Raw genomic sequence first — 19,011 nt, forward strand, 5'->3', positions numbered from 1 at the left:
GGATGATTTGAAGGAGGAGAGATCATGTCGAGAGGTGGAGCTTTTCTTTCCCGTAGGCTAGATACGTATCCGACGGGAGGTTTTCGGATTTGGCTGTTGTTCATTGCCATCCTGGCGAACTTTATTGCCTCTTATGAATCGCAGATTGCTCCCGTGCTTCCGCTCTTGCTGAACGATCTCCACATGGATTTGCATCAATACGGCATCTTGTCCGCCATTTGTATCCTCGCGGCGGCATTGTCCTCCCTGGTTTTCGGCCCGTTGGCGGACCGTCACGGCCGCGTCCTGTTCCTCGTCCCGAGCCTGTTTTTGACGGCAGTCTGCGTCTACGGCATGGCTTTCGTGGAGACGATCTCCCAGCTGTTTGTGCTTCGCGTGGTCTTATCCTTCGTTGATGGCGTCGCATTCGGTTTGACGGCAGGACTCGTCCGCGACTTTTCACCGCGGATGGGACGTGCGCTGGCATACGGCTTCTGGACGTTTGGTCCGGTGGGCTCCAACTTTTTCGCCGCCGCGATCGCGGGCTGGACTCTCCCGATCTACGGCCACTGGCAATCCCAGTTTTACATCGCCGGTACCGTCGCCCTCGTATCCTCACTCGTCATCCTGTTCACCATTCGCGACCTTTCTCCGCGGCTGCGGGCCCAAATCATTCACTCGAAGGAGACGATGAAAGAGATCAACAAGAAGGCAGCGCTTGATGAGAAGAAGGAAGAAGGCTCCCTGATGCTGCAGGTTTTGAAGGTCCCCCACCTGTGGCTGTCGAGCATCGGCATTTCGCTCTTTTTGCTCACCTATTTTACGATGGCCAGCTTCGGGCCCAAAATCCTGGTCGACTCCTTTGGATTTGAAGCGCATCAGGCTGCGGGCATTTCCAAGTACTTCTGGTTCCTGAACCTGCTCACGCTGCTTGTAGCCGGCTGGGTATCAGACCGGCTGCAGCTGCGCAAGATCGTCTCGCTTACGGGAGCTGTACTCTTTGCCGTTTACATGATTTACTTCGTCAGCCTGTTCGGCACCGACGTCAGCGAAGGGGCCATGATCGTCTACGTCTCGATCCTGGGCGGCCTCATGGGTGTGACGTACGGACCGTGGAATGCGCTGTTCTCGGAGAATGTCGAGGACGTGAAAGCATCGCTGCAGTCGTCCGCATGGGGATTGCACGGCGCGATCATACGCGTGGTGCCGGTCATCATGAACCTCGTTCTGCCTTCCGTCGTCGCCTCGGGCGGGTGGAGCACATGGGTCGCCGTCGCGGTGGCGGTCGGAGTCATCATCTACATTCCGCTGCTCTTTATGACAAAAGGTCCATGGCTGTCCAAGAAGCAGGCGGAAGCCGTGGCGCAGTAGCCTTGGCCTTGCAAATCGGGCACGTTTTTGGAGAGGAGAGAAACCGTCATGAACATCTTCGTCTTGTTGAAGCAGACGTTTGACACGGAAGAAAAAATCGTGATACAAAGCGGCCTCATCCAGGAGGACGGCGTGAAATTCATCATCAATCCGTACGACGAGTACGCCATCGAGGAAGCCATCCGCATCAAGGAGCAGCACGGCGGCGAAGTGACAGTGGTCACGGTTGGCCCACAGCGGGCGGAGGAAGCCCTCCGGACGGCTTTGGCGATGGGAGCGGACCGCGCGATCTTGATTCATCAGGCCGACGCGGCGGACGAACACGTGACAGCCAGTCTGATTGCGGCAAGCATCAAGGATCGTCCTTTCGACCTGATTTTGGGCGGCAACATGGCTGTCGATTCCGGTGCGGGCCAGGTGGCAATTCGGGTGGCCGAACTGCTGGGAATTCCTCATGTCTCGACGATCACCAAGCTGAGCATCGACGAGGGTGCAGCCACCCTGGAACGCGATGTGGAAGGCGATCTGGAGACGGTCCAAGTCGGTCTTCCCTTTCTCGCGACAGCACAGCAAGGGCTGAACGAACCGCGATACCCTTCGCTGCCGGGGATCATGAAAGCGAAGAAAAAGCCTGTGGAGCATATCGAGGCCGCCGATCTGGTGCTGGAAGCAGGTACTCAGACAGCGAAAACAGCCGTGATTGAGCAGTATTTGCCAGCGAAGAAACAGGCTGGCCGGGTCCTCAGCGGGGACATTTCCGCCCAGGCAATCGAGCTGGTCACGCTGCTGCGCACCGAAGCCAAAGTGCTATAGAGACAGGAGGAGTGGAAGATGGGAAAACGGATTCTCGTATTGGCGGAAGAAAAAGACGGAAAATTAAGAAATGTTTCTTTGGAAGCGCTTACGTTGGCGAAGCAGCTCTCCGATGGCGGGGAGGTGCAGGCCGTCCTGTTTTCGGAGCAAGCCGCTGCCTTTCAAGCACAAATCGGGCAGCACGGAGCGGGCCTCCTCTTTCAGATCGCGGGGGAGGCGTGGAAGTCATATACGCCTGACGCGTACGCGGGGGCGCTGGTCCAGCTGATCGAGCAGGTGCAACCGGACGTGATCCTGGCGGGCCATACGGCAATCGGAAAAGACGTTGCACCGCGGGTGGCTGCCCGCCTGCAGATCGGGCTCATCTCGGACTGCACCGGCGTGGATGTTCAGGGCGGGGAGCTCGTCTTCACTCGTCCGATTTACGCAGGGAAGGCATTCCAGAAAAAAGTGTTTCGAGAGGGCACCGTTTTTGCCACGCTACGGGCCAACAACTTTGCGGTCGCGGAAGGCGGAGGTGCGGCCAAAATCGTACCGTTCGAGCCTACTGTTCCCGATTTGCGGACCATCGTGCGGGAAGTCGTACGGAAAACGGCAGGCACAGTGGATTTGAGCGAAGCCAAAATCATCATCTCCGGCGGACGCGGCGTCAAGAGTGCGGAGGGCTTTCGGCCGCTTGAGGAGCTGGCAGCCGTGCTCGGGGGAGCAGTCGGCGCCTCCAGGGGAGCGTGCGATGCGGGCTATTGCGATTACAGCTTGCAGATCGGCCAGACAGGCAAGGTAGTGACGCCCGACCTGTACATCGCCTGCGGGATATCCGGTGCGATCCAGCACCTGGCCGGGATGTCGAACGCCAAAGTCATCGTCGCGATCAACAAAGACCCCGAAGCACCGATCTTCCAGGTGGCTGATTATGGCATCGTCGGCGATTTGTTCGAAGTCGTGCCGCTTTTGACCGAAGAGTGCAGGAAAGCGCTGCAGATGACGTGAGGGAAGAAGCGATGAGCCATCTGCAGATCGGTCCGATAGAAATTTTCATAGGGGAGAAGCAAAGCCGAACGCCGTATTCGACGTCCCTGCTGATCAAGGGAAAGGAAGAGGATGCGCTGATCGATTGCGGGGCTGGGCGCCCCGTATTCGATCACCTGAAAAAGGAGCATCGGATCCGCGACATTTACCTGACGCATTACCATCTCGACCACATTTGGGGTCTGTACCTGTTTCCCGAAGCCAGAGCGTGGATCAACGGCTGTGACGTCCGCAAGTTCTCCGATCTGGATGAGATCGCCAGGGCAAACGGCTACTACGCCATCTTCGGTGAGCAGAAGGCCAAACAGATGATCCGCGAAGAGAGGCAGCCCCGGTCCGGAGAGGAAGCCGTCAGGGAAAAGATCGCATGGTCGAGCATCCTCGGCGTACAAAAGTCCGTGTATCCGTACGACCGGCCGTTCGAGCTGGCGGGTGTGAAGGCGGTCATGCTGCACGCGCCCGGTCACTGCGAAGGGTTCTGCTGTCCGTATTTTCCGGAGCACGGCGTCCTGCACGTCGGCGATTTCGATTTGACCTCGTTTGGCCCGTGGTACAACAATGCGGACAGCGACGTCGACGACATGATCGAGTCGGCAAAACGGACCTTGCTCGTCGACGCAGATACGTACGTCACGTCCCATCAAAAGGGGGTCGTGGGCCGGGCGGATTACAAGCGGATGCTGGAGACGTACATGGCGATTGTCGACAGACGGGAAGAAAAAGTGCGGAAGGCTGTACGCAGTGGATTGCCGCCAGAGGATCTCATTTTTCAGGAAGTGTTTTACCTGCACAAAAATGTGCGCGAGACACCGCGCCTGCTGACCTTTGAGAAAATGGGCGTAGCCAAACATCTGCGACGGCTGCTCAAGCATGGCGAACCGATTCACGACTATTACCAGTCGTTCCTGTCGGTACACGGCATGCACGGCGAGTACGTGGACTATTTTTGGCAGCAGCCGCCAAGCGATCACAAAAATGACACAAGGGAGGGAGTCAAGTGAAAAGACCTTGGCATCGTTGGTATTTGGAAGGGGTCTTCCCGGAAGTCGAGATTCCGTGCATTTCGCTGTACCAGCTCCTGGAGCGCTCCGCACAGGATTACCCGCAGCGGCCGGCCGTCATCGACGGCGACCGGGAATGGACCTATGCCCAGCTGCAGACCGATGTGGAGCGCCTGGCTGCCGCCCTTTACAGCCGCGGTGCGCGCAAAGGCGACCGCATTGCCATCATGCTGCCCAACAGCGCGGAGTACATCCTGGCGTACTATGCGGTCCATCGCCTGGGCGGGATCGTCGTTCAGGTGAATCCGATGTATCAGCCGTCGGAGCTGGACTATCTGCTTCAGGATTCGGAGGCCGAGTGGTTCATCGCCTATCGCGAACAGGCAGCCAAACTGGAGCAGATCGGGTACGCGGGAAAGCTCTTCACCATCTGGGCTGATCCGGAATCGTTCGAGGAAGACAGCTTGTACCGACTGATCAGCGAGCGGCACAACAGCATGCCACCGCTGGAGGTAGACCCGCGGGAAGACATCGCCGTCCTGCAGTACACAGGGGGAACGACGGGACGGTCCAAAGGCGTCATGCTCACTCACCACAACCTGGTGGCGACGGTCTACCAAGGCTTTACCTTCGGCGGCGGAGTGAGGCGGGTGGAGGAGCGAATCTTGGGAATGCCTCCGCTGTTTCACGTCTACGGCATGAGCCGGATGAACGGAACGATCTTCAACGCCCAAGCGTACATTTGCCTCCCGCGCTTTGATGTGGATACGGTCCTGAAGCTGATTCGCAAGCACCGCCCCACCGGTTTTCCCGCCGTGCCGACGGTGTACATCGCGCTCTTGAACCATCCTGACCTGCAGCCGGGCGATCTCGATTGCATCAAGACCTGCGGCAGCGGCTCCGCCCCGCTTCCGGTCGAGGTCATGCAGGAGTTCGAGCGCAAGACAGGGGTGCCGATCATCGAAGGCTACGGCTTGTCCGAGACTTCACCCGGCACGCACGTCAATCCGTCCACGAGGCGAAAGCCGGGCAGCATCGGGATCCCCTTGCCCAATACCGACAGCAAGATCGTGGACATGGAGACCGGCATGCGGGAGCTGCCGCCAGGCGAACCGGGTGAACTGATCATCAAAGGCCCGCAGGTGATGAAAGGCTACTGGAAAAAGCCGGAGGAGACGGCGGCTGTCCTGAGAGACGGCTGGTTTTACACGGGGGATCTGGCCACAATGGACGAGGATGGGTACTTCTACATCGTCGGGAGGAAAAAGGACCTGATCATCGCGGGCGGGTACAATGTCTATCCGATCGAAGTCGAGGAGGTCATCTACCAGCATCCGGCGGTGGCAGAGGCGGTCGTCTACGGCGTGCCTGACTCCTACCGCGGAGAGACGGTGAAGGCGGCGATCGTCACGCGTCAAAACACGCAGGTGGCGGCGGAGGAGATCATCGCCTGGTGCAATGAGCGGCTCGCCCGGTACAAGGTGCCGCGCATCGTCGAGTTTCGCGCGGAGCTGCCCAAGACGACCGTCGGGAAAATACTCCGTCGGACACTGCTGGAGGAAGAGCAGCAGCGAAAGCTCGCTAAAGGGGGAGAAGTCGGATGAAGGAAGCGGTTCTGGTTTCTGCAGTGCGCACTCCGATCGCAAAGGTCAGGGGAGCGCTGAAGGACATGCAGCCGTCCGAATACGGAGCGTTGGTGATCCAGGAGGCACTCAGGCGTGCAGACGTGCAAGGGGAGGAAGTGGAAGACGTCATTTTCGGCAACTGTCTCCACGGTGGCGGCAACATTGCGCGGCTGTCCGCGCTAAAGGCGGGTCTGCCCGTCACGGTCCCGGGACTGACGATTGACCGTCAGTGCGGCTCCGGGATCAACAGCGTAGCGCTGGCAGCGGAAGCGATCATGGCAGGCAGCGCCCGCATCCTGGTCGCAGGCGGGACGGAAAGCATGACGCGCATTCCGTTTTTGATGGAGGCGTCCAGCCAGGCGTACGACCGCACTCCGCCCAAGTTCGTCCGGCGCGAGCTCTCTCCGCCGGACATCGGGAATCCGCCGATGGGCATCACGGCGGAAAACCTCGCGGAGCGCTACGGGATCAGCCGCGAGGAGCAGGACGAATTTTCCTACCAAAGCCAGCAAAAGATGAAGATGGCGATGGAGGCGGGGCTGTTTTCCGAGCAGATCGTTCCGGTGAACGTCCCGGGGAAAAAGGGCGAGTCTTTCATGTTTGACACCGATGAACATCCCAGACCGGACTCGACGCTGGCGGCCCTGGCAAAGCTGCAGCCGGCGTTCAAGCAAGGCGGGACCGTGACGGCAGGCAACTCTTCCGGCGTGAATGACGGGGCGGGGGCACTCGTCTTGATGGAGGGCCGCGAAGCGGAAAAGCGTGGGCTGGAACCGTTGGCTCGCGTGACAGCCTGGGCGGTTGCCGGCTGCGATCCGAACATCATGGGCATCGGGCCCGTGCCTGCCACGCAAAAGCTGCTCGCGAAGACGGGGCTGCGCCTGGACGACATGGATCTGATCGAGATCAACGAAGCGTTTGCGGCCCAAGTGATCGCATGCGATCGCGAGCTGCACTTTGATCCCGAGCGCGTGAACGTGACGGGCGGGGCCATCGCCCACGGCCATCCGATTGCGGCAACTGGCTCCATGCTGGTGACGAAACTCGCCTATGAGCTCAAGCGCAGGGGAGGAAGCCGCGGATTGGTTACGGCATGCATCGGCGGGGGCCAAGGAATCGCGCTGATCATTGAACGATAACATAGTGCAGGCACTCGGGAGCTTTCCCGGGTGCCGTTTCTTTTTTCTCCAGGCTCCCGTCTCCATTTGGACAAGGGCTTAAGAGCATCTCCTTCTTCAGATGGAAAGCAAAAACCATCGAACGTCGGTGTCAGGAAAGTACCCTGACGCCATACACTAAAAGCGTTGCAGGAAAACAATGGATAGAGGGAGAGAGACGAGATGAACAAACAAAAATGGATGACACTGGGCGCTGCCGCCGTAGTCTGTGCCGCATGGCTGGCGCCAGGTGCGTTTGCGAAAGAAAGCGATGAATCTTACGTGGCGCCTTCCAGCGTAATGGGGATTGCGTACGAGCAGAAAGAGACGCCATTGCCGAATTGCGGCCCTGCCGGCATCTTTCTGATCCCGGAAAACGAAAACAGCAAGAAGTGACAAAAAAGCGCGCTGTCCGGGCCGAAACAGGTCCGGCAGCGCTATTCTTTTCACGGGACGAAGCGCCACTTGCCTATTTTATACATATGATGTTGGGTGAATCAAAGCAAGAAGGGAGATTGGCTGATGAGTGAACGCCATAGGATGGCGGATGAGGAGTTGGAAGTGTGGGCATACCGGCTGGAGGCCAAGGCGCCGATGGACGTCCTGGTGACGGCCGTGGAAAATTACGCGGGCGGCCTCGTACTCGCATCGAGCTTTGGTGCGGAAGACGTCGTGCTGATCGACATGCTGCACAAGCTGGCGCCTACCATCCCCGTCTTTTATTTGGATACGAACAAACACTTCCCCGAGACGTACGATACCCGTGATCGGCTTGCGGAGCGGTACGGGACGTCGTTTATCCAGGTTCTGCCGGAGTTGACGCTGGAAGAGCAAGCCCAAAAGCATGGCGACAAGCTGTGGGAGCGCGACCCCAACCTCTGCTGCCAGCTGAGAAAAGTGAAGCCGCTGGAAAAGGTGCTTTCCGGCTACCAGGCGTGGATCACCGGCATTCGCCGGGAGCAGTCCCCGACCCGCGCCAACGCCAAAAAAGTGGAATGGGACGACAAGTTCGGACTGGTGAAGTTCAATCCGCTGGCAGATTGGACCCAGGCGCAGGTGTGGGAGTATATACATGCGTATGGTGTCCCCTACAACCCATTGCACGACCGCAATTACCCCAGCATCGGCTGCAGTGTTTGCACACGTGCGGTGCTCCCCGGCCAGGATCCGCGCTCTGGACGATGGGCCGGGCATGAGAAAACGGAATGCGGACTGCATAAATGATGCATGGGGAGGCAAAGGAAATGGCTTTCGAAATGATGCCAGCAAGATGCATCCAGATAGACAAGTGGACTTTATCCGATATCGATTGTCTGGCGATCGGCGCCTTTTCACCGTTGAACGGCTTCCTGTCCGAAGCCGACTATGTGTCGGTGGTGGAGACGATGCGCCTTGCGAATGGCGCCGTTTGGCCGCTGCCTGTCACTCTCGCTGTGGACGGGAGGAGCAGCGGAGACATCGGCCCGGGAGACCGTGTCCTGCTGCGTGGCGAAGATGGTCTCAACTACGCGATCTTGCACGTGGAAAGCCGTTACCGTCCGGACAAAGAGCGGGAGGCACAGCTGGTTTTCCGCACGACAGACATGGCGCACCCTGGTGTGAAAAAGCTGTTTGAAAAGGGCGATCTGTACCTGGGCGGGAGGATCGAAGTGCTTCGCCGGCCGGCACCCGGGCAGTTTGCCGAATACTACCTCACCCCCGCGCAAACGAAAGAGATATTTCAGAAGAACAACTGGAAGACGATCGTCGGCTTTCAAACGCGAAATCCCGTGCACCGCGCCCACGAGTACATCCAGAAGGCAGCGCTCGAGATCGTCGACGGGCTGTTTCTGAATCCGCTTATGGGAGAAACCAAGTCAGACGACGTGCCTGCGGAGGTACGGATGAAAAGCTACCTGACTCTTCTCGCGAATTATTACCCGGCCGGGCGCGTTCTGCTAGCGGCATTTCCGGCAGCCATGCGCTACGCCGGTCCCCGGGAAGCGGTGTTCCATGCGCTGGTCCGCAAAAACTACGGCTGCACCCACTTCATCGTGGGCCGGGACCATGCCGGAGTCGGCAACTATTACGGGACCTATGACGCACAGCACATCTTTTCCGAGTTTGAGCCGGGAGAGCTGGGCATCTCGCTGCTCTTTTTCGAGCACAGCTTTTACTGCACCGCCTGCGAAGGGATGGCGACGACGAAGACGTGCCCGCACGATACGAGCCGTCACGTGACGCTGTCGGGGACAAAAGTGAGGGAAATGCTGAAAAACGGCATGACGCCGCCGCCGCAATTCAGCCGTCCCGAAGTGGCGCAGGTGCTGATCGAGGGACTGCGCGAAAGAGAGCTGCAAGGTTGATAGGGAGATATGAGAACGGTGCGACCGTTCTTTTTTCTTGGTTTTTTGAGGGACAAAACCGGTTGTCCGTGTATGCGCTTTCACCCAAATCTGTTGCTCCGAAGCCGTTTTCTGCTGAGCATTCGTTCGGACGAAAGTCGAAAAATTTGTGGTTCTTTTCGTTGACACCCCCTAGGTGCCTAGCTATAATCAGACGTAACACTTTATTTTCTGACAACAACAATATTGAAAATATTGTTATAATAGCAGGCTATGACGAGGATGGTGCGCGTCCACTCTTTTACAGAGAGCCCGGAAGGCTGAGAACCGGGCAAAGAGCACTCGCATTGCTCGCCTCCGAGCCGTTTTGCTGAAACCTGCCAGCAGCTAGTAGGCAAAACCGTCTGACACCCGTTAGCGTGTTACAGTCCGTTGTGACTGGCTGAGATCGGCCGACCGTGAGGCGCCGATGAAGTTGGGTGGTACCGCGAACCCTTTCGCCCCAAAAGACATGGAAATAGAACCGTGTCGGGGCGAAAGGGTTTTTCTATTTTGTTATAGGTATTTTCAATACCTGTTGGAAAGTGGGAGGAGGAGAGGAACATGAGTGTTGAAATGGCCGAATTGCAGAAAAAGAACAGTATTCCGCCGATTCAATTCGGCGAAGAGGTGTCAGGGGCAGAAACATTGCTCCGGTGTTTGATCCTCGAGCAAGTAGAATACATTTTCGGCTATCCAGGCGGGGCAGTGCTCCCGATCTACGACTCGCTTTACGGGAGCTATTTCAAGCACATCTTGACCCGCCACGAGCAGGGAGCGATCCACGCAGCTGACGGATACGCCCGCGCAACAGGCAAACCGGGAGTATGCATCGCCACATCCGGTCCCGGAGCGACCAACCTGGTAACAGGAATCGCGACGGCGCAGATGGACTCCGTACCGCTGGTGTGCATCACGGGGAACGTGGCCCAGTCGCTGATCGGAACCGATGCGTTCCAGGAAGCGAATATCACGGGAATCACGGTGCCGATCACGAAGCACAGCTATTTTGTCCGGGATGTACGCGATCTGCCGCGCATCGTGAAAGAAGCGTTCCACATTGCGACGACCGGCCGTCCGGGCCCCGTGCTGATCGACATCCCGAAGGACGTGGCCAACGCCATCGCACCGTTCTATTATCCGGAGAAAGTGGAAATCCGCGGCTACCGCGCTTCCGTGGTGCCGAGCGATGAAGAGGTACACGATTTTGTCGAGGCGGTCAAGTCGGCGAAGCGTCCGGTGATCATGGCGGGCGGCGGCATCATCGCTGCCAGTGCGGATCAGGAGCTGCGGGCTTTCGCAGAAAAGACGAGAATCCCGGTCATCAATACCTTTATGGGACTCGGCGGCTTCCCGGGGGTTCACGAGCTGTCGCTCGGCATGCCGGGAATGCACGGCAACTTTACGGCCAACCAGGCATTGCTTAACGCAGATTGCGTTATCGGTTTGGGTGTGCGCTTCGACGACCGCATCACGATGGGCCGGACCAAGGAATTCGCTCCGAATGCCCGCATCGTGCACGTCGACATCGATCCTGCCGAGCTGGGCAAGAACGTTGCGACGGCGGTAACGGTCACAGGCGATGTCAAGAGCACGCTGGAAAAGGCGATCCCGCTGGTGACGGCTTGCGATTCCGAAGCATGGATCAAGCAGCTGAAGGATTGGCAGCAGAAGCAGCCGTACAAGTACAAGACGGAAGGAGACATCCTGAAGCCGCAGGCGGTAATCGAAATGCTGTACCGCACCACTGAAGGGGAAGCGATCGTCACGACGGACGTAGGACAGCACCAGATGTGGACCGCGCAGTACTACAAGTTCAAAAACGCCCGTTCCTTCATCTCCTCCGGCGGACTTGGCACGATGGGCTTCGGCTTCCCGTCCGCGATCGGCGCGCAAATCGCTCACCCGGATCGCACGGTAATCGCGGTCGTAGGAGACGGCGGCTTCCAGATGACCAATCAGGAGCTGGCGATTGTCTCCCAGTACAACATCCCGGTCAAGGTTGCCATCATCAACAACCAGTGCCTGGGCATGGTTCGCCAGTGGCAAGAGCTGTTCTACGACAACCGGTACAGCCAGATCGACCTGACCTGCAGCCCGGACTTCGTCAAGCTGGCAGAAGCATACGGCGTGAAAGGCATGCGGGCGACCACTCCGCAGGAAGCGGAAGCGGTGTGGGCAGAGGCGCTCGCGCACAACGGTCCGGTCGTGATCGACTTCCGTGTCGCGCAGGGTGAAAACGTCTATCCGATGGTAGCGGCCGGAGACACACTAGATCAGATGGAATTGGGGGACGCTTAAGATGCAGCGACATACCATTGCCGTACTCGTCAACGATCACCCCGGAGTGCTGACAAGGGTCGCCACCTTGTTTGGGCAGCGCGGCTTCAACATCGACAGCATTACCGTCGGGGGAACAGAGGAAGCGGGCCTGTCCCGGATGATCATTACGACCGGGGGGGATGACCGCCAGATCGACCAGCTGATGAAACAGCTGCACAAGCTGATCGATGTCATCTCCGTTACGAATCTCAGCGCCAATCCATACGTGTCTCGCGAGCTTGCCCTGATCAAGGTCAGCGCAACCCCCAGCCAGTTGGCTGAGCTGAACGGAATTGTCGAACCGTTCCGCGCCGCGATCGTCGATGTGGGTCCCGGCTCGTTGATCGTACAGGTCACAGGGGACACGGAAAAAATCGATGCACTGCTCGTCCTGCTGCAAAGCTACGGTGTTCTCGAACTGACGAGAACGGGGTCCGTAGCGATGGCCCGCAGTATAGTTCCAGCAACAGCCGCCGCAACGGTTTAAATTGCAAAATTCAGAATAAAAATTCGATCTAAAAAATTTTAGGGAGGCTATACACATGGTAAAAATGTATTATGAAGCAGACGTAAAACAAGAGGCACTGCGCGGCAAGACGATCGCAATCATCGGTTACGGCAGCCAGGGACACGCGCAAGCGCAAAACCTGCGCGACAGCGGTTATAAAGTAGTCGTAGGTCTTCGCCCAGGGAAGTCTTGGGATGTTGCGGTAAAAGACGGTTTCGAAGTGCTGACGGTAGCGGAAGCAACCAAGCGCGCCGACGTGGTCCAAATCCTGATGCCAGACGAGCGCCAGGCGCAAGTGTACCGCGACGAGGTAGCTCCAAACCTGAAATCCGGCGCAGCGCTCTGCTTCTCCCACGGCTTCAACATCCACTACGCGCAAATCGTTCCGCCGGCTGACGTAGACGTCATCATGTCCGCGCCGAAAAGCCCGGGTCACCTCGTTCGCCGCGTGTACCAAGAAGGCTTCGGCGTACCTGGCCTGATCGCTGTCCACCAAGATGCGACCGGCAACGCAAAAGACATCGCGCTGGCTTACTCCAGCGGTATCGGCTGCACGAAAGCAGGCGTGATCGAAACGACTTTCCGCGAAGAAACCGAAACAGACCTGTTCGGCGAGCAAGCTGTTCTCTGCGGTGGCGCAAGCGAGCTGGTAAAAGCGGGCTTCGATACATTGGTTGAAGCCGGATACGCTCCTGAGATCGCCTACTTCGAGTGCCTGCACGAACTGAAGCTGATCGTTGACCTGATGTACGAAGGTGGTCTGGCTCGCATGCGCTACTCCATCTCCGACACGGCCGAGTACGGCGACTACAGCACAGGCCGCCGCATCATCACCGAAGAGACTCGCAAAGAAATGAAAAAAGTGCTGGCAGAGATCCAAGATGGTACGTTCGCTCGCAACTGGATCCTGGAAAACCAAGCGAACCGTCCTGGCTTCACTTCCCGCCGCCGCCTGGAAGCAGAACACGGCATCGAAGTAGTGGGGAAAGAGCTGCGCGGCATGATGTCCTGGCTGAACAAAGAAACGAAAAAAGAAGAAGCGAAAGTCGGCCAGTAATCGGTCGATTCACAGACTATATATAATGTAGGAAAAAATGTGGAGGTGAAAAGTTCATGCGGACCATTGAGATTTTTGATACAACTTTGCGTGACGGGGAGCAGTCTCCGGGCGTCAACATCAGCACGAACGAGAAGGTGGAGATCGCCCTTCAACTGGAAAAGTTGGGCGTTACGAGGATCGAGGCAGGCTTCGCCGCTGCCTCTCCTGGTGACCAAAAGTCCGTGGCCGAAGTGGCGAAGCGTGTGAAAAACGCTACCATCGTCAGCCTGGCGCGCGCCGTCAAGGACGACATGGATAAGGCGTACGAAGCGCTCCGCAACGCGCAAAACGCATCCCTCCACGTCTTTCTTGCAACGTCCCCGATTCATCGTCAGTTCAAGCTGAACATGAGCAAGGAGCAAGTGCTGGCGCGTGCCGTGGAAGCTGTCACCTATGCGAAAAAGTACTTCACGGAAGTGCAGTTTTCCGCAGAGGACGCGGCGCGTACGGAAATCGACTTTTTGGCGCAGGTGGTCGAAGCCGTCATCAAGGCCGGAGCGACTACCGTCAATATTCCGGATACGGTCGGTTATATGACCCCGATTCAGTACGGGCAAATCTTCAGTGACCTCAGACGCTTGGTGCCGGCGTGCGAAAACATTCGACTCAGCTGCCATTGTCACGACGACCTGGGGATGGCCGTTGCCAACAGCTTGGCCGCCGTGGAAGCGGGAGCGACACAAGTCGAAGGCACCATCAATGGAATCGGTGAGCGCGCAGGCAACGCCGCTCTGGAAGAAGTGGCACTTGCCCTGGAGACTCGCAAGGACTACTATCAAGCGACAACCAAGCTCCAGCTGAAGGAAATCGCTCGTACCAGCCAATTGGTGAGCCGTCTGACGGGAATGATCGTTCCAGGGAACAAGGCGGTTGTGGGCGCAAATGCATTCGCTCACGAATCCGGCATTCACCAGGATGGCGTGCTGAAGGAAGTCACCACGTACGAAATCATTCGTCCGGAATCAGTCGGCTTCAAGTCGAACAAACTGGTGCTCGGCAAGCACTCCGGCCGTCATGCGTTCAAAGAGAAGCTGATCGAGCTGGGCTACCACCTTGAGCAAGAAGAAGTGAATGCGGCGTTTGCAGCCTTCAAAGTGCTGTGCGACAAAAAGAAGGAAATCAGCGACGACGACATTCTCGCCTTGGTCGACACCAAGATGGTACGCGGACAGGAAGCCTTCCGCCTCGAGTCGGTGCAGCTCGCCTACGGAAACATTTCGGTGCCGACAGCCAGCGTTCGCTTGCTGCGCGCCGACGGCACCTCCAGCGAGGAAGCGGCTTGCGGCAACGGTTCGGTTGATTCGATCTACAAGGCGATCGACCGCGCTACAGGGGAAGAAGTGACCCTCGTCGACTACAAGATCATCTCCGTCACACACGGGAAAGACGCATTGGGCGAAGTGTTCGTGCGACTGCAGCAAGGTGATCTCACGGTGACGGGACGCGGTGTGAGCACCGACGTGCTGGAAGCGAGTGCGATCGCGTACGTGCGTGCGATCAACAAAATCCTGGAGCGCAGAGGCGAGTCCGTACCCGTCGGCGTGAATTAGAGGATCCCTTGCCCCATTGGGTAGGATGAAGGAAACCGGTAGAGAACGTACAACCATTACAGAACAGAAAAGCGGGAGAGACGATGAAAAAAGATTATCGCATTGCCGTTCTTCCTGGCGACGGTATTGGACCGGAGATCATGCAGGAAGCGGTCAAAGTCCTCACTCTCGTCGGAGAGCGGGAAGGAGTCACCTTTACGTGCGAAGAAGGTCGAATTGGCGGCATCGCGATCGACACGGACGGCACACCTTTGCCAGAGGAAACAGTGACGCTGGCGAAACAGGCAGATGCGGTGCTCTTGGGTGCCGTAGGCGGTCCGAAGTGGGATCAGAATCCGGGTCATTTGCGCCCGGAGACAGGACTCCTCGGAATCCGCAAAGCGCTCGGGCTGTTTGCCAACATCCGCCCGGCTACCATGCACAGCTCCCTCGTCGAAGCGTCGTCGCTCAAGCCGGAAGTCGTATCGGGCGTAGACCTGATCGTGGTCCGCGAGCTGACGGGCGGCATCTACTTCGGGGAGAAAAAACGCTACGACGGGCCAAACGGCGAAGTAGCGGAAGACCAGTGCATCTACACGGAAGCGGAGATCGAACGGATCATCCGCGTGGGCTTTGACATCGCCCGAAAACGCAAAAAACGCCTCGTCTCCGTCGACAAGGCCAACGTACTGGAAAGCTCTCGCCTGTGGCGCAAAGTCGCGGAACGAGTAGCCGCAGACTATCCGGATGTCGAGCTGTCCCATCAGTTGGTCGACTCATGCGCGATGCAGCTGGTCCGTGCTCCCAAGCAGTTCGACGTCATCGTCACGGAGAATATGTTTGGCGATATCCTCAGCGACCAGGCAGCGATGCTGACAGGTTCCATCGGGATGCTCTCATCTGCGAGCCTGGCGGAAGGCAGCTTCGGGCTGTACGAGCCGGTGCACGGCTCTGCGCCTGACATCGCCGGCAAAGGCATCGCCAATCCGCTTGCGACCATCCTTTCCGTAGCGATGATGCTGCGACTGTCGCTCGGTATGGACGAAGCGGCTGACGCAGTGGAAAACGCCGTGTGGGCCGTCCTGGAGGCTGGCCATCGCACAGGTGACATCGCTGCCGATCGGAGCAAAGCGATCGGTACCGTGGAGATGGGTCAGCTGGTGCGTGACGAACTCTCCAAAACCTTGGTGCAAAAATAAGCGAACAACCCCTGCCTCACTCCTTCGGGACGTGGGACAGGGGTTGTCTTGCTAGAGAGCGTCTTTACCCGATCGTGATTTTGCCTTTCGGGAAACGGATGTACTCCTTTTGCTTACGCTGGGCCAGGGCGAAGGCGATCGTCAGAGGACCGACCCTGCCGGCGAACATCGTCAGCACGATCAAAAACTTGCCGACGTGCGACAGCTCAGGTGTCAGGCCCATGGACAACCCGGTCGTGGCAAAGGCGGAAGTCACCTCGAACAGCACCATCAGAAAGGGCGCATTCGGCTCTGTAATCGCGAGAGCCATGGTGATGCCGATGACGATGAACAGCCCGATCAACGTCACCGTCAATGATTTATAGATGATGTGCGGGAGGATGCGCTGACGGAAAAAGATCACGTCTTCCTTCCCTTTGATTTGCGCCAGGACGGCACCGATCAGCGTGGCGAACGTCGTCGTCTTGATCCCGCCGCCCGTGGAGCCTGGAGAGGCCCCGATGAACATCAACAGTATGATCAGGAACAAGGAAGACTGATGCATGTCGCCGATACTCAACGTGTTGGAGCCGGCCGTCCTGGCTGTCACCGACTGATAGAGTGAACCCAGTACCTTGCCGAGCATCGAAAGCGGCTGCAGCGTCTTGGGATTGGCGTACTCCAGTGCGAAGATCAGCATGGTCCCGACGAGGATCAGCAAAGCCGTGGTAGCCAGGACCACCTTGGTGTGCAGGGAGAGCCGGTGGGTGTGGCGGTAGTCGTACACCTCGCTCACGACCATGAAGCCGATTCCCCCCACCACGATGAGCGCACAGACGACGAGCGTGACGACGGGATCCTCGACGTAGGCGGTCAAGCTTTTGAAGTCGCCCATCAGGTCAAATCCGGCATTGTTGAAGTTGGAGATGGCGTGAAAGAAACCGAAATAAATCGCTTGGCCCAAAGGAAAGTCGAAGGCGAACCGGATGGACAAAAGAATCCCGCCGATCAGCTCGGTCAAGGCGGTGAAGATGAGAATCATCTTGGCCAGCCGGACGATTCCTTCGATGGAGATCTGGTTCAACGATTCCTGCAAGATGAGACGCTCGCGCAAGGAAATCTTTTTGCGCATGATCAAGGCAAAAAAAGTAGCGAAGGTCATGAAGCCAAGTCCGCCGATCTGGATGAGAGACAAGATGACAATTTGGCCGAACACGGTAAAGGTAGAGCCTGTATCCACCACGACCAGTCCGGTGACACATGTGGCCGAGGTGGCGGTGAACAAGGCATCCAGCCAAGGAAGGCCTGCTCCATTCACGGTAGCCGAGGGAAGCGTCAGCAAGATCGTGCCGAGCAGAATGATGCAGGCGAAGCCGAGAACCAAGATTTTGGGGGGATCGAGATGAAGCCTTTCGACAATTTTCCGAATCATTTTTGCGTTTACCTCGACTTTTTGAAATGGATATCATAGGCCCGGTCCAAAGATCCCGAGTCCGGCATTGAATCCCTTGGTTCGAACTAGCGCAAGAGGGCGGCTCCGAGACGATGCAGCCAATGCTTAAGCTCCCGCTCTTCCAGTGGCGTCAGCGGAAAGCGAACGGCCGGCCGGCGTACCGTATCGACGGGTTCGTCCGCGACACGGAACGAGTGACCGGGAGTCAGCTCCAAGCCTTCTTCCAGGAGTATCGCGACGACTCTGTTTTCGCTTTCGGTCGCGCTCGCCGAAGGGTTCCCCCACTGGATCCAGGTATTCAGCCCGCCTGTGATGGGATACATCTGCGCATGGGCGGGAAGGGCTCGATTCTTCTCCTGCCACAAGAGCTGAAACCGCGATTGAAACAAGGCGCGCCTGTCAGCCAAATACACTTCGGAGAACCACGGGTCGTCCAGCAGGCGCACTGCTGCTTCCACGACGAGCAGAGACGGCTCGGCCCCGGTCATGGAAACGATCTGTCGGAAACGTTCCAGCTCACTCTCATCCAGCTCGGAAGGAAGCATCAACACGCCGAGCTGCAAATCCCTCGCAAGCGTTTTGGACAAGGAATGCAAGTAATAGACTTGCACGGCGCTTTTGGCGTCGATCGCCATCTGGTACAGAGGTGAGCTGGGGCTTGTAAACCACAGATCGCCGTAATGGTCGTTTTCCACCAGCTGCACGTTTTTATGCGCGGCCCATTCAAGCAGCTCCTCTTTCCGTCGGTGGGAGTAGCTGATGCCGGTAGGAAACTGATAGTGAGGGCTGACCAGCAGCCAGTTGGCAGGGTAGCGCTCCTGCTCCGCTTCCAGTGCCTCGATGGAGATTCCCTCGTCGTCCATCCGGATGGGCCGAACGGTGATGCCGCATTGGCTCAGCAGGCGCAGGAAAACGGGATAGCTGTATTCCTCGACATACACCACATCCAGCGGATTCATCACTCGCTGAGCGAGAAAAGCAAAGCCGCTGGTGCTGCGGTTGAAGGCCAGCACGCGGGCCGGGTCGTGAGGCAGGCCACGGCGGCTCAAGTGATCGGCAAACACCTTCGCGGCGTGGGCGCGTCTTTCTTTCTTTTGCACGGAAGGAGCATCCAGGACGGCAAAGCTGTCGTAAAGAGCTCCGCGCAATCGCTTGACCAGCTCTTCGCCAGGGCGGGGCGAAGAGTCAGCCAGCGAAGCGATGGGAATATCGGTAAGCGGCAGCCGGTTCTCCAGACGTGCTTCCTTGGCGCGCTGAGTCAGGTAGTAGCCTTTGCCGTGAACAGCCTCCAGCCAGCCTTCTGCTGCCAAATGATCGTAAGCCTTCTTGACCGTTTCCAGCGAGCAGCCGCTGACGGTCTTCATATCGCGCAGGGAAATGAGCTGCTGTCCGTCCACGAGAAAGGCGCCGCGCAAGATCGCGGTCTGCAATTGCTCCGCCAACTGTACATAAATCGGGGTATGGGCTTGCTTGTGAAAGTGAAACGAGAAAAAAGGGCGGGTTGCCATCTGGCTGCGCCTCCTTGTCTGTCAAAAATACCAGTCAATGAGCATTATATAGGAAAGAAGTGTCGGTAGGGTATAG

At 57.8% G+C, this 19,011-nt stretch carries 16 protein-coding genes; 14 read left to right on the forward strand and 2 right to left on the reverse strand.

What is annotated here, in order from left to right; all coding sequences use genetic code 11:
- The first annotated feature begins 24 nt into the window (after positions 1-24).
- The 14 genes from RGB73_RS09370 to leuB all read left to right on the forward strand — a co-directional run bounded on the left by RGB73_RS09370 (position 25) and on the right by leuB (position 15,995).
- A complete protein-coding gene (locus RGB73_RS09370) occupies positions 25-1,350 on the forward strand; it encodes an MFS transporter (RefSeq protein ID WP_310771233.1) in 1,326 nt (441 codons plus the stop codon).
- 48 nt (positions 1,351-1,398) lie between these two features.
- On the forward strand, positions 1,399-2,163 hold the full coding sequence (locus RGB73_RS09375; protein ID WP_310771235.1) for an electron transfer flavoprotein subunit beta/FixA family protein: 765 nt from the start codon (positions 1,399-1,401) through the stop codon (positions 2,161-2,163).
- A gap of 18 nt (positions 2,164-2,181) precedes the next feature.
- The gene (locus tag RGB73_RS09380; protein ID WP_310771237.1) at positions 2,182-3,153 is read left to right on the forward strand and encodes an electron transfer flavoprotein subunit alpha/FixB family protein; all 972 of its coding nucleotides are present in this window, start codon (positions 2,182-2,184) and stop codon (positions 3,151-3,153) included.
- An 11-nt stretch (positions 3,154-3,164) separates the two neighbouring features.
- Positions 3,165-4,193, forward strand: a complete 1,029-nt coding sequence (locus RGB73_RS09385; RefSeq protein ID WP_310771239.1) for an MBL fold metallo-hydrolase — start codon at positions 3,165-3,167, stop codon at positions 4,191-4,193.
- Positions 4,190-5,797, forward strand: a complete 1,608-nt coding sequence (locus tag RGB73_RS09390) for a long-chain-fatty-acid--CoA ligase (protein WP_310771241.1) — start codon at positions 4,190-4,192, stop codon at positions 5,795-5,797. Before RGB73_RS09385 ends, RGB73_RS09390 begins: the two co-directional genes overlap by 4 nt.
- Entirely contained in the window at positions 5,794-6,957 is a 1,164-nt protein-coding gene (locus RGB73_RS09395) for a thiolase family protein (RefSeq protein ID WP_310771243.1), read from the forward strand. Before RGB73_RS09390 ends, RGB73_RS09395 begins: the two co-directional genes overlap by 4 nt.
- A gap of 201 nt (positions 6,958-7,158) precedes the next feature.
- A complete protein-coding gene (locus RGB73_RS09400) occupies positions 7,159-7,371 on the forward strand; it encodes a hypothetical protein (protein ID WP_310771245.1) in 213 nt (70 codons plus the stop codon).
- A gap of 126 nt (positions 7,372-7,497) precedes the next feature.
- Positions 7,498-8,199: a phosphoadenylyl-sulfate reductase gene (locus RGB73_RS09405; protein ID WP_310771247.1), complete on the forward strand. Its 702-nt coding sequence runs from the start codon at positions 7,498-7,500 to the stop codon at positions 8,197-8,199.
- Positions 8,200-8,219: 20 nt separating this feature from the next.
- Positions 8,220-9,320 (forward strand): sulfate adenylyltransferase, encoded by a 1,101-nt coding sequence (sat, locus tag RGB73_RS09410; RefSeq protein ID WP_310771249.1) that lies wholly within the window; start codon positions 8,220-8,222, stop codon positions 9,318-9,320.
- Positions 9,321-9,902: 582 nt separating this feature from the next.
- Complete coding sequence (ilvB, locus tag RGB73_RS09415) at positions 9,903-11,639, forward strand: biosynthetic-type acetolactate synthase large subunit (RefSeq protein ID WP_310771250.1); 1,737 nt, start codon at positions 9,903-9,905, stop codon at positions 11,637-11,639.
- Position 11,640: 1 nt separating this feature from the next.
- Positions 11,641-12,147 (forward strand): acetolactate synthase small subunit, encoded by a 507-nt coding sequence (gene ilvN / locus RGB73_RS09420; protein WP_310771252.1) that lies wholly within the window; start codon positions 11,641-11,643, stop codon positions 12,145-12,147.
- Between the two features lie 55 nt (positions 12,148-12,202).
- Entirely contained in the window at positions 12,203-13,225 is a 1,023-nt protein-coding gene (gene ilvC, locus RGB73_RS09425) for a ketol-acid reductoisomerase (protein ID WP_310771254.1), read from the forward strand.
- A gap of 56 nt (positions 13,226-13,281) precedes the next feature.
- Positions 13,282-14,817, forward strand: a complete 1,536-nt coding sequence (locus RGB73_RS09430) for a 2-isopropylmalate synthase (protein WP_310771256.1) — start codon at positions 13,282-13,284, stop codon at positions 14,815-14,817.
- Between the two features lie 83 nt (positions 14,818-14,900).
- The gene (gene leuB, locus RGB73_RS09435; protein WP_310771258.1) at positions 14,901-15,995 is read left to right on the forward strand and encodes a 3-isopropylmalate dehydrogenase; all 1,095 of its coding nucleotides are present in this window, start codon (positions 14,901-14,903) and stop codon (positions 15,993-15,995) included.
- A gap of 64 nt (positions 15,996-16,059) precedes the next feature.
- On the opposite strand, the gene RGB73_RS09440 is transcribed toward leuB, so the two are convergent.
- Positions 16,060-17,406, reverse strand: a complete 1,347-nt coding sequence (locus RGB73_RS09440) for a TrkH family potassium uptake protein (protein WP_310771260.1) — start codon at positions 17,404-17,406, stop codon at positions 16,060-16,062.
- An 86-nt stretch (positions 17,407-17,492) separates the two neighbouring features.
- Positions 17,493-18,935, reverse strand: a complete 1,443-nt coding sequence (locus tag RGB73_RS09445) for an aminotransferase-like domain-containing protein (protein WP_310771262.1) — start codon at positions 18,933-18,935, stop codon at positions 17,493-17,495.
- Between the last annotated feature and the right edge of the window lie 76 nt (positions 18,936-19,011).

The sequence above is a fragment of the Brevibacillus brevis genome (assembly GCF_031583145.1).
In the GTDB taxonomy this organism is placed as follows: Bacteria; Bacillota; Bacilli; order Brevibacillales; family Brevibacillaceae; genus Brevibacillus; species Brevibacillus brevis_E.

Coding starts and splice junctions, on each gene's coding strand:
- RGB73_RS09370 (WP_310771233.1), top strand. CDS start 25: ATGTCGAGAGGTGGAGCTTTTCTTTCCCGTAGGCTAGATACGTATCCG.
- RGB73_RS09375 (WP_310771235.1), top strand. CDS start 1,399: ATGAACATCTTCGTCTTGTTGAAGCAGACGTTTGACACGGAAGAAAAA.
- RGB73_RS09380 (WP_310771237.1), top strand. CDS start 2,182: ATGGGAAAACGGATTCTCGTATTGGCGGAAGAAAAAGACGGAAAATTA.
- RGB73_RS09385 (WP_310771239.1), top strand. CDS start 3,165: ATGAGCCATCTGCAGATCGGTCCGATAGAAATTTTCATAGGGGAGAAG.
- RGB73_RS09395 (WP_310771243.1), top strand. CDS start 5,794: ATGAAGGAAGCGGTTCTGGTTTCTGCAGTGCGCACTCCGATCGCAAAG.
- RGB73_RS09400 (WP_310771245.1), top strand. CDS start 7,159: ATGAACAAACAAAAATGGATGACACTGGGCGCTGCCGCCGTAGTCTGT.
- RGB73_RS09405 (WP_310771247.1), top strand. CDS start 7,498: ATGAGTGAACGCCATAGGATGGCGGATGAGGAGTTGGAAGTGTGGGCA.
- sat (WP_310771249.1), top strand. CDS start 8,220: ATGGCTTTCGAAATGATGCCAGCAAGATGCATCCAGATAGACAAGTGG.
- ilvB (WP_310771250.1), top strand. CDS start 9,903: ATGAGTGTTGAAATGGCCGAATTGCAGAAAAAGAACAGTATTCCGCCG.
- ilvN (WP_310771252.1), top strand. CDS start 11,641: ATGCAGCGACATACCATTGCCGTACTCGTCAACGATCACCCCGGAGTG.
- ilvC (WP_310771254.1), top strand. CDS start 12,203: ATGGTAAAAATGTATTATGAAGCAGACGTAAAACAAGAGGCACTGCGC.
- RGB73_RS09430 (WP_310771256.1), top strand. CDS start 13,282: ATGCGGACCATTGAGATTTTTGATACAACTTTGCGTGACGGGGAGCAG.
- leuB (WP_310771258.1), top strand. CDS start 14,901: ATGAAAAAAGATTATCGCATTGCCGTTCTTCCTGGCGACGGTATTGGA.
- RGB73_RS09440 (WP_310771260.1), bottom strand. CDS start 17,406: ATGATTCGGAAAATTGTCGAAAGGCTTCATCTCGATCCCCCCAAAATC.
- RGB73_RS09445 (WP_310771262.1), bottom strand. CDS start 18,935: ATGGCAACCCGCCCTTTTTTCTCGTTTCACTTTCACAAGCAAGCCCAT.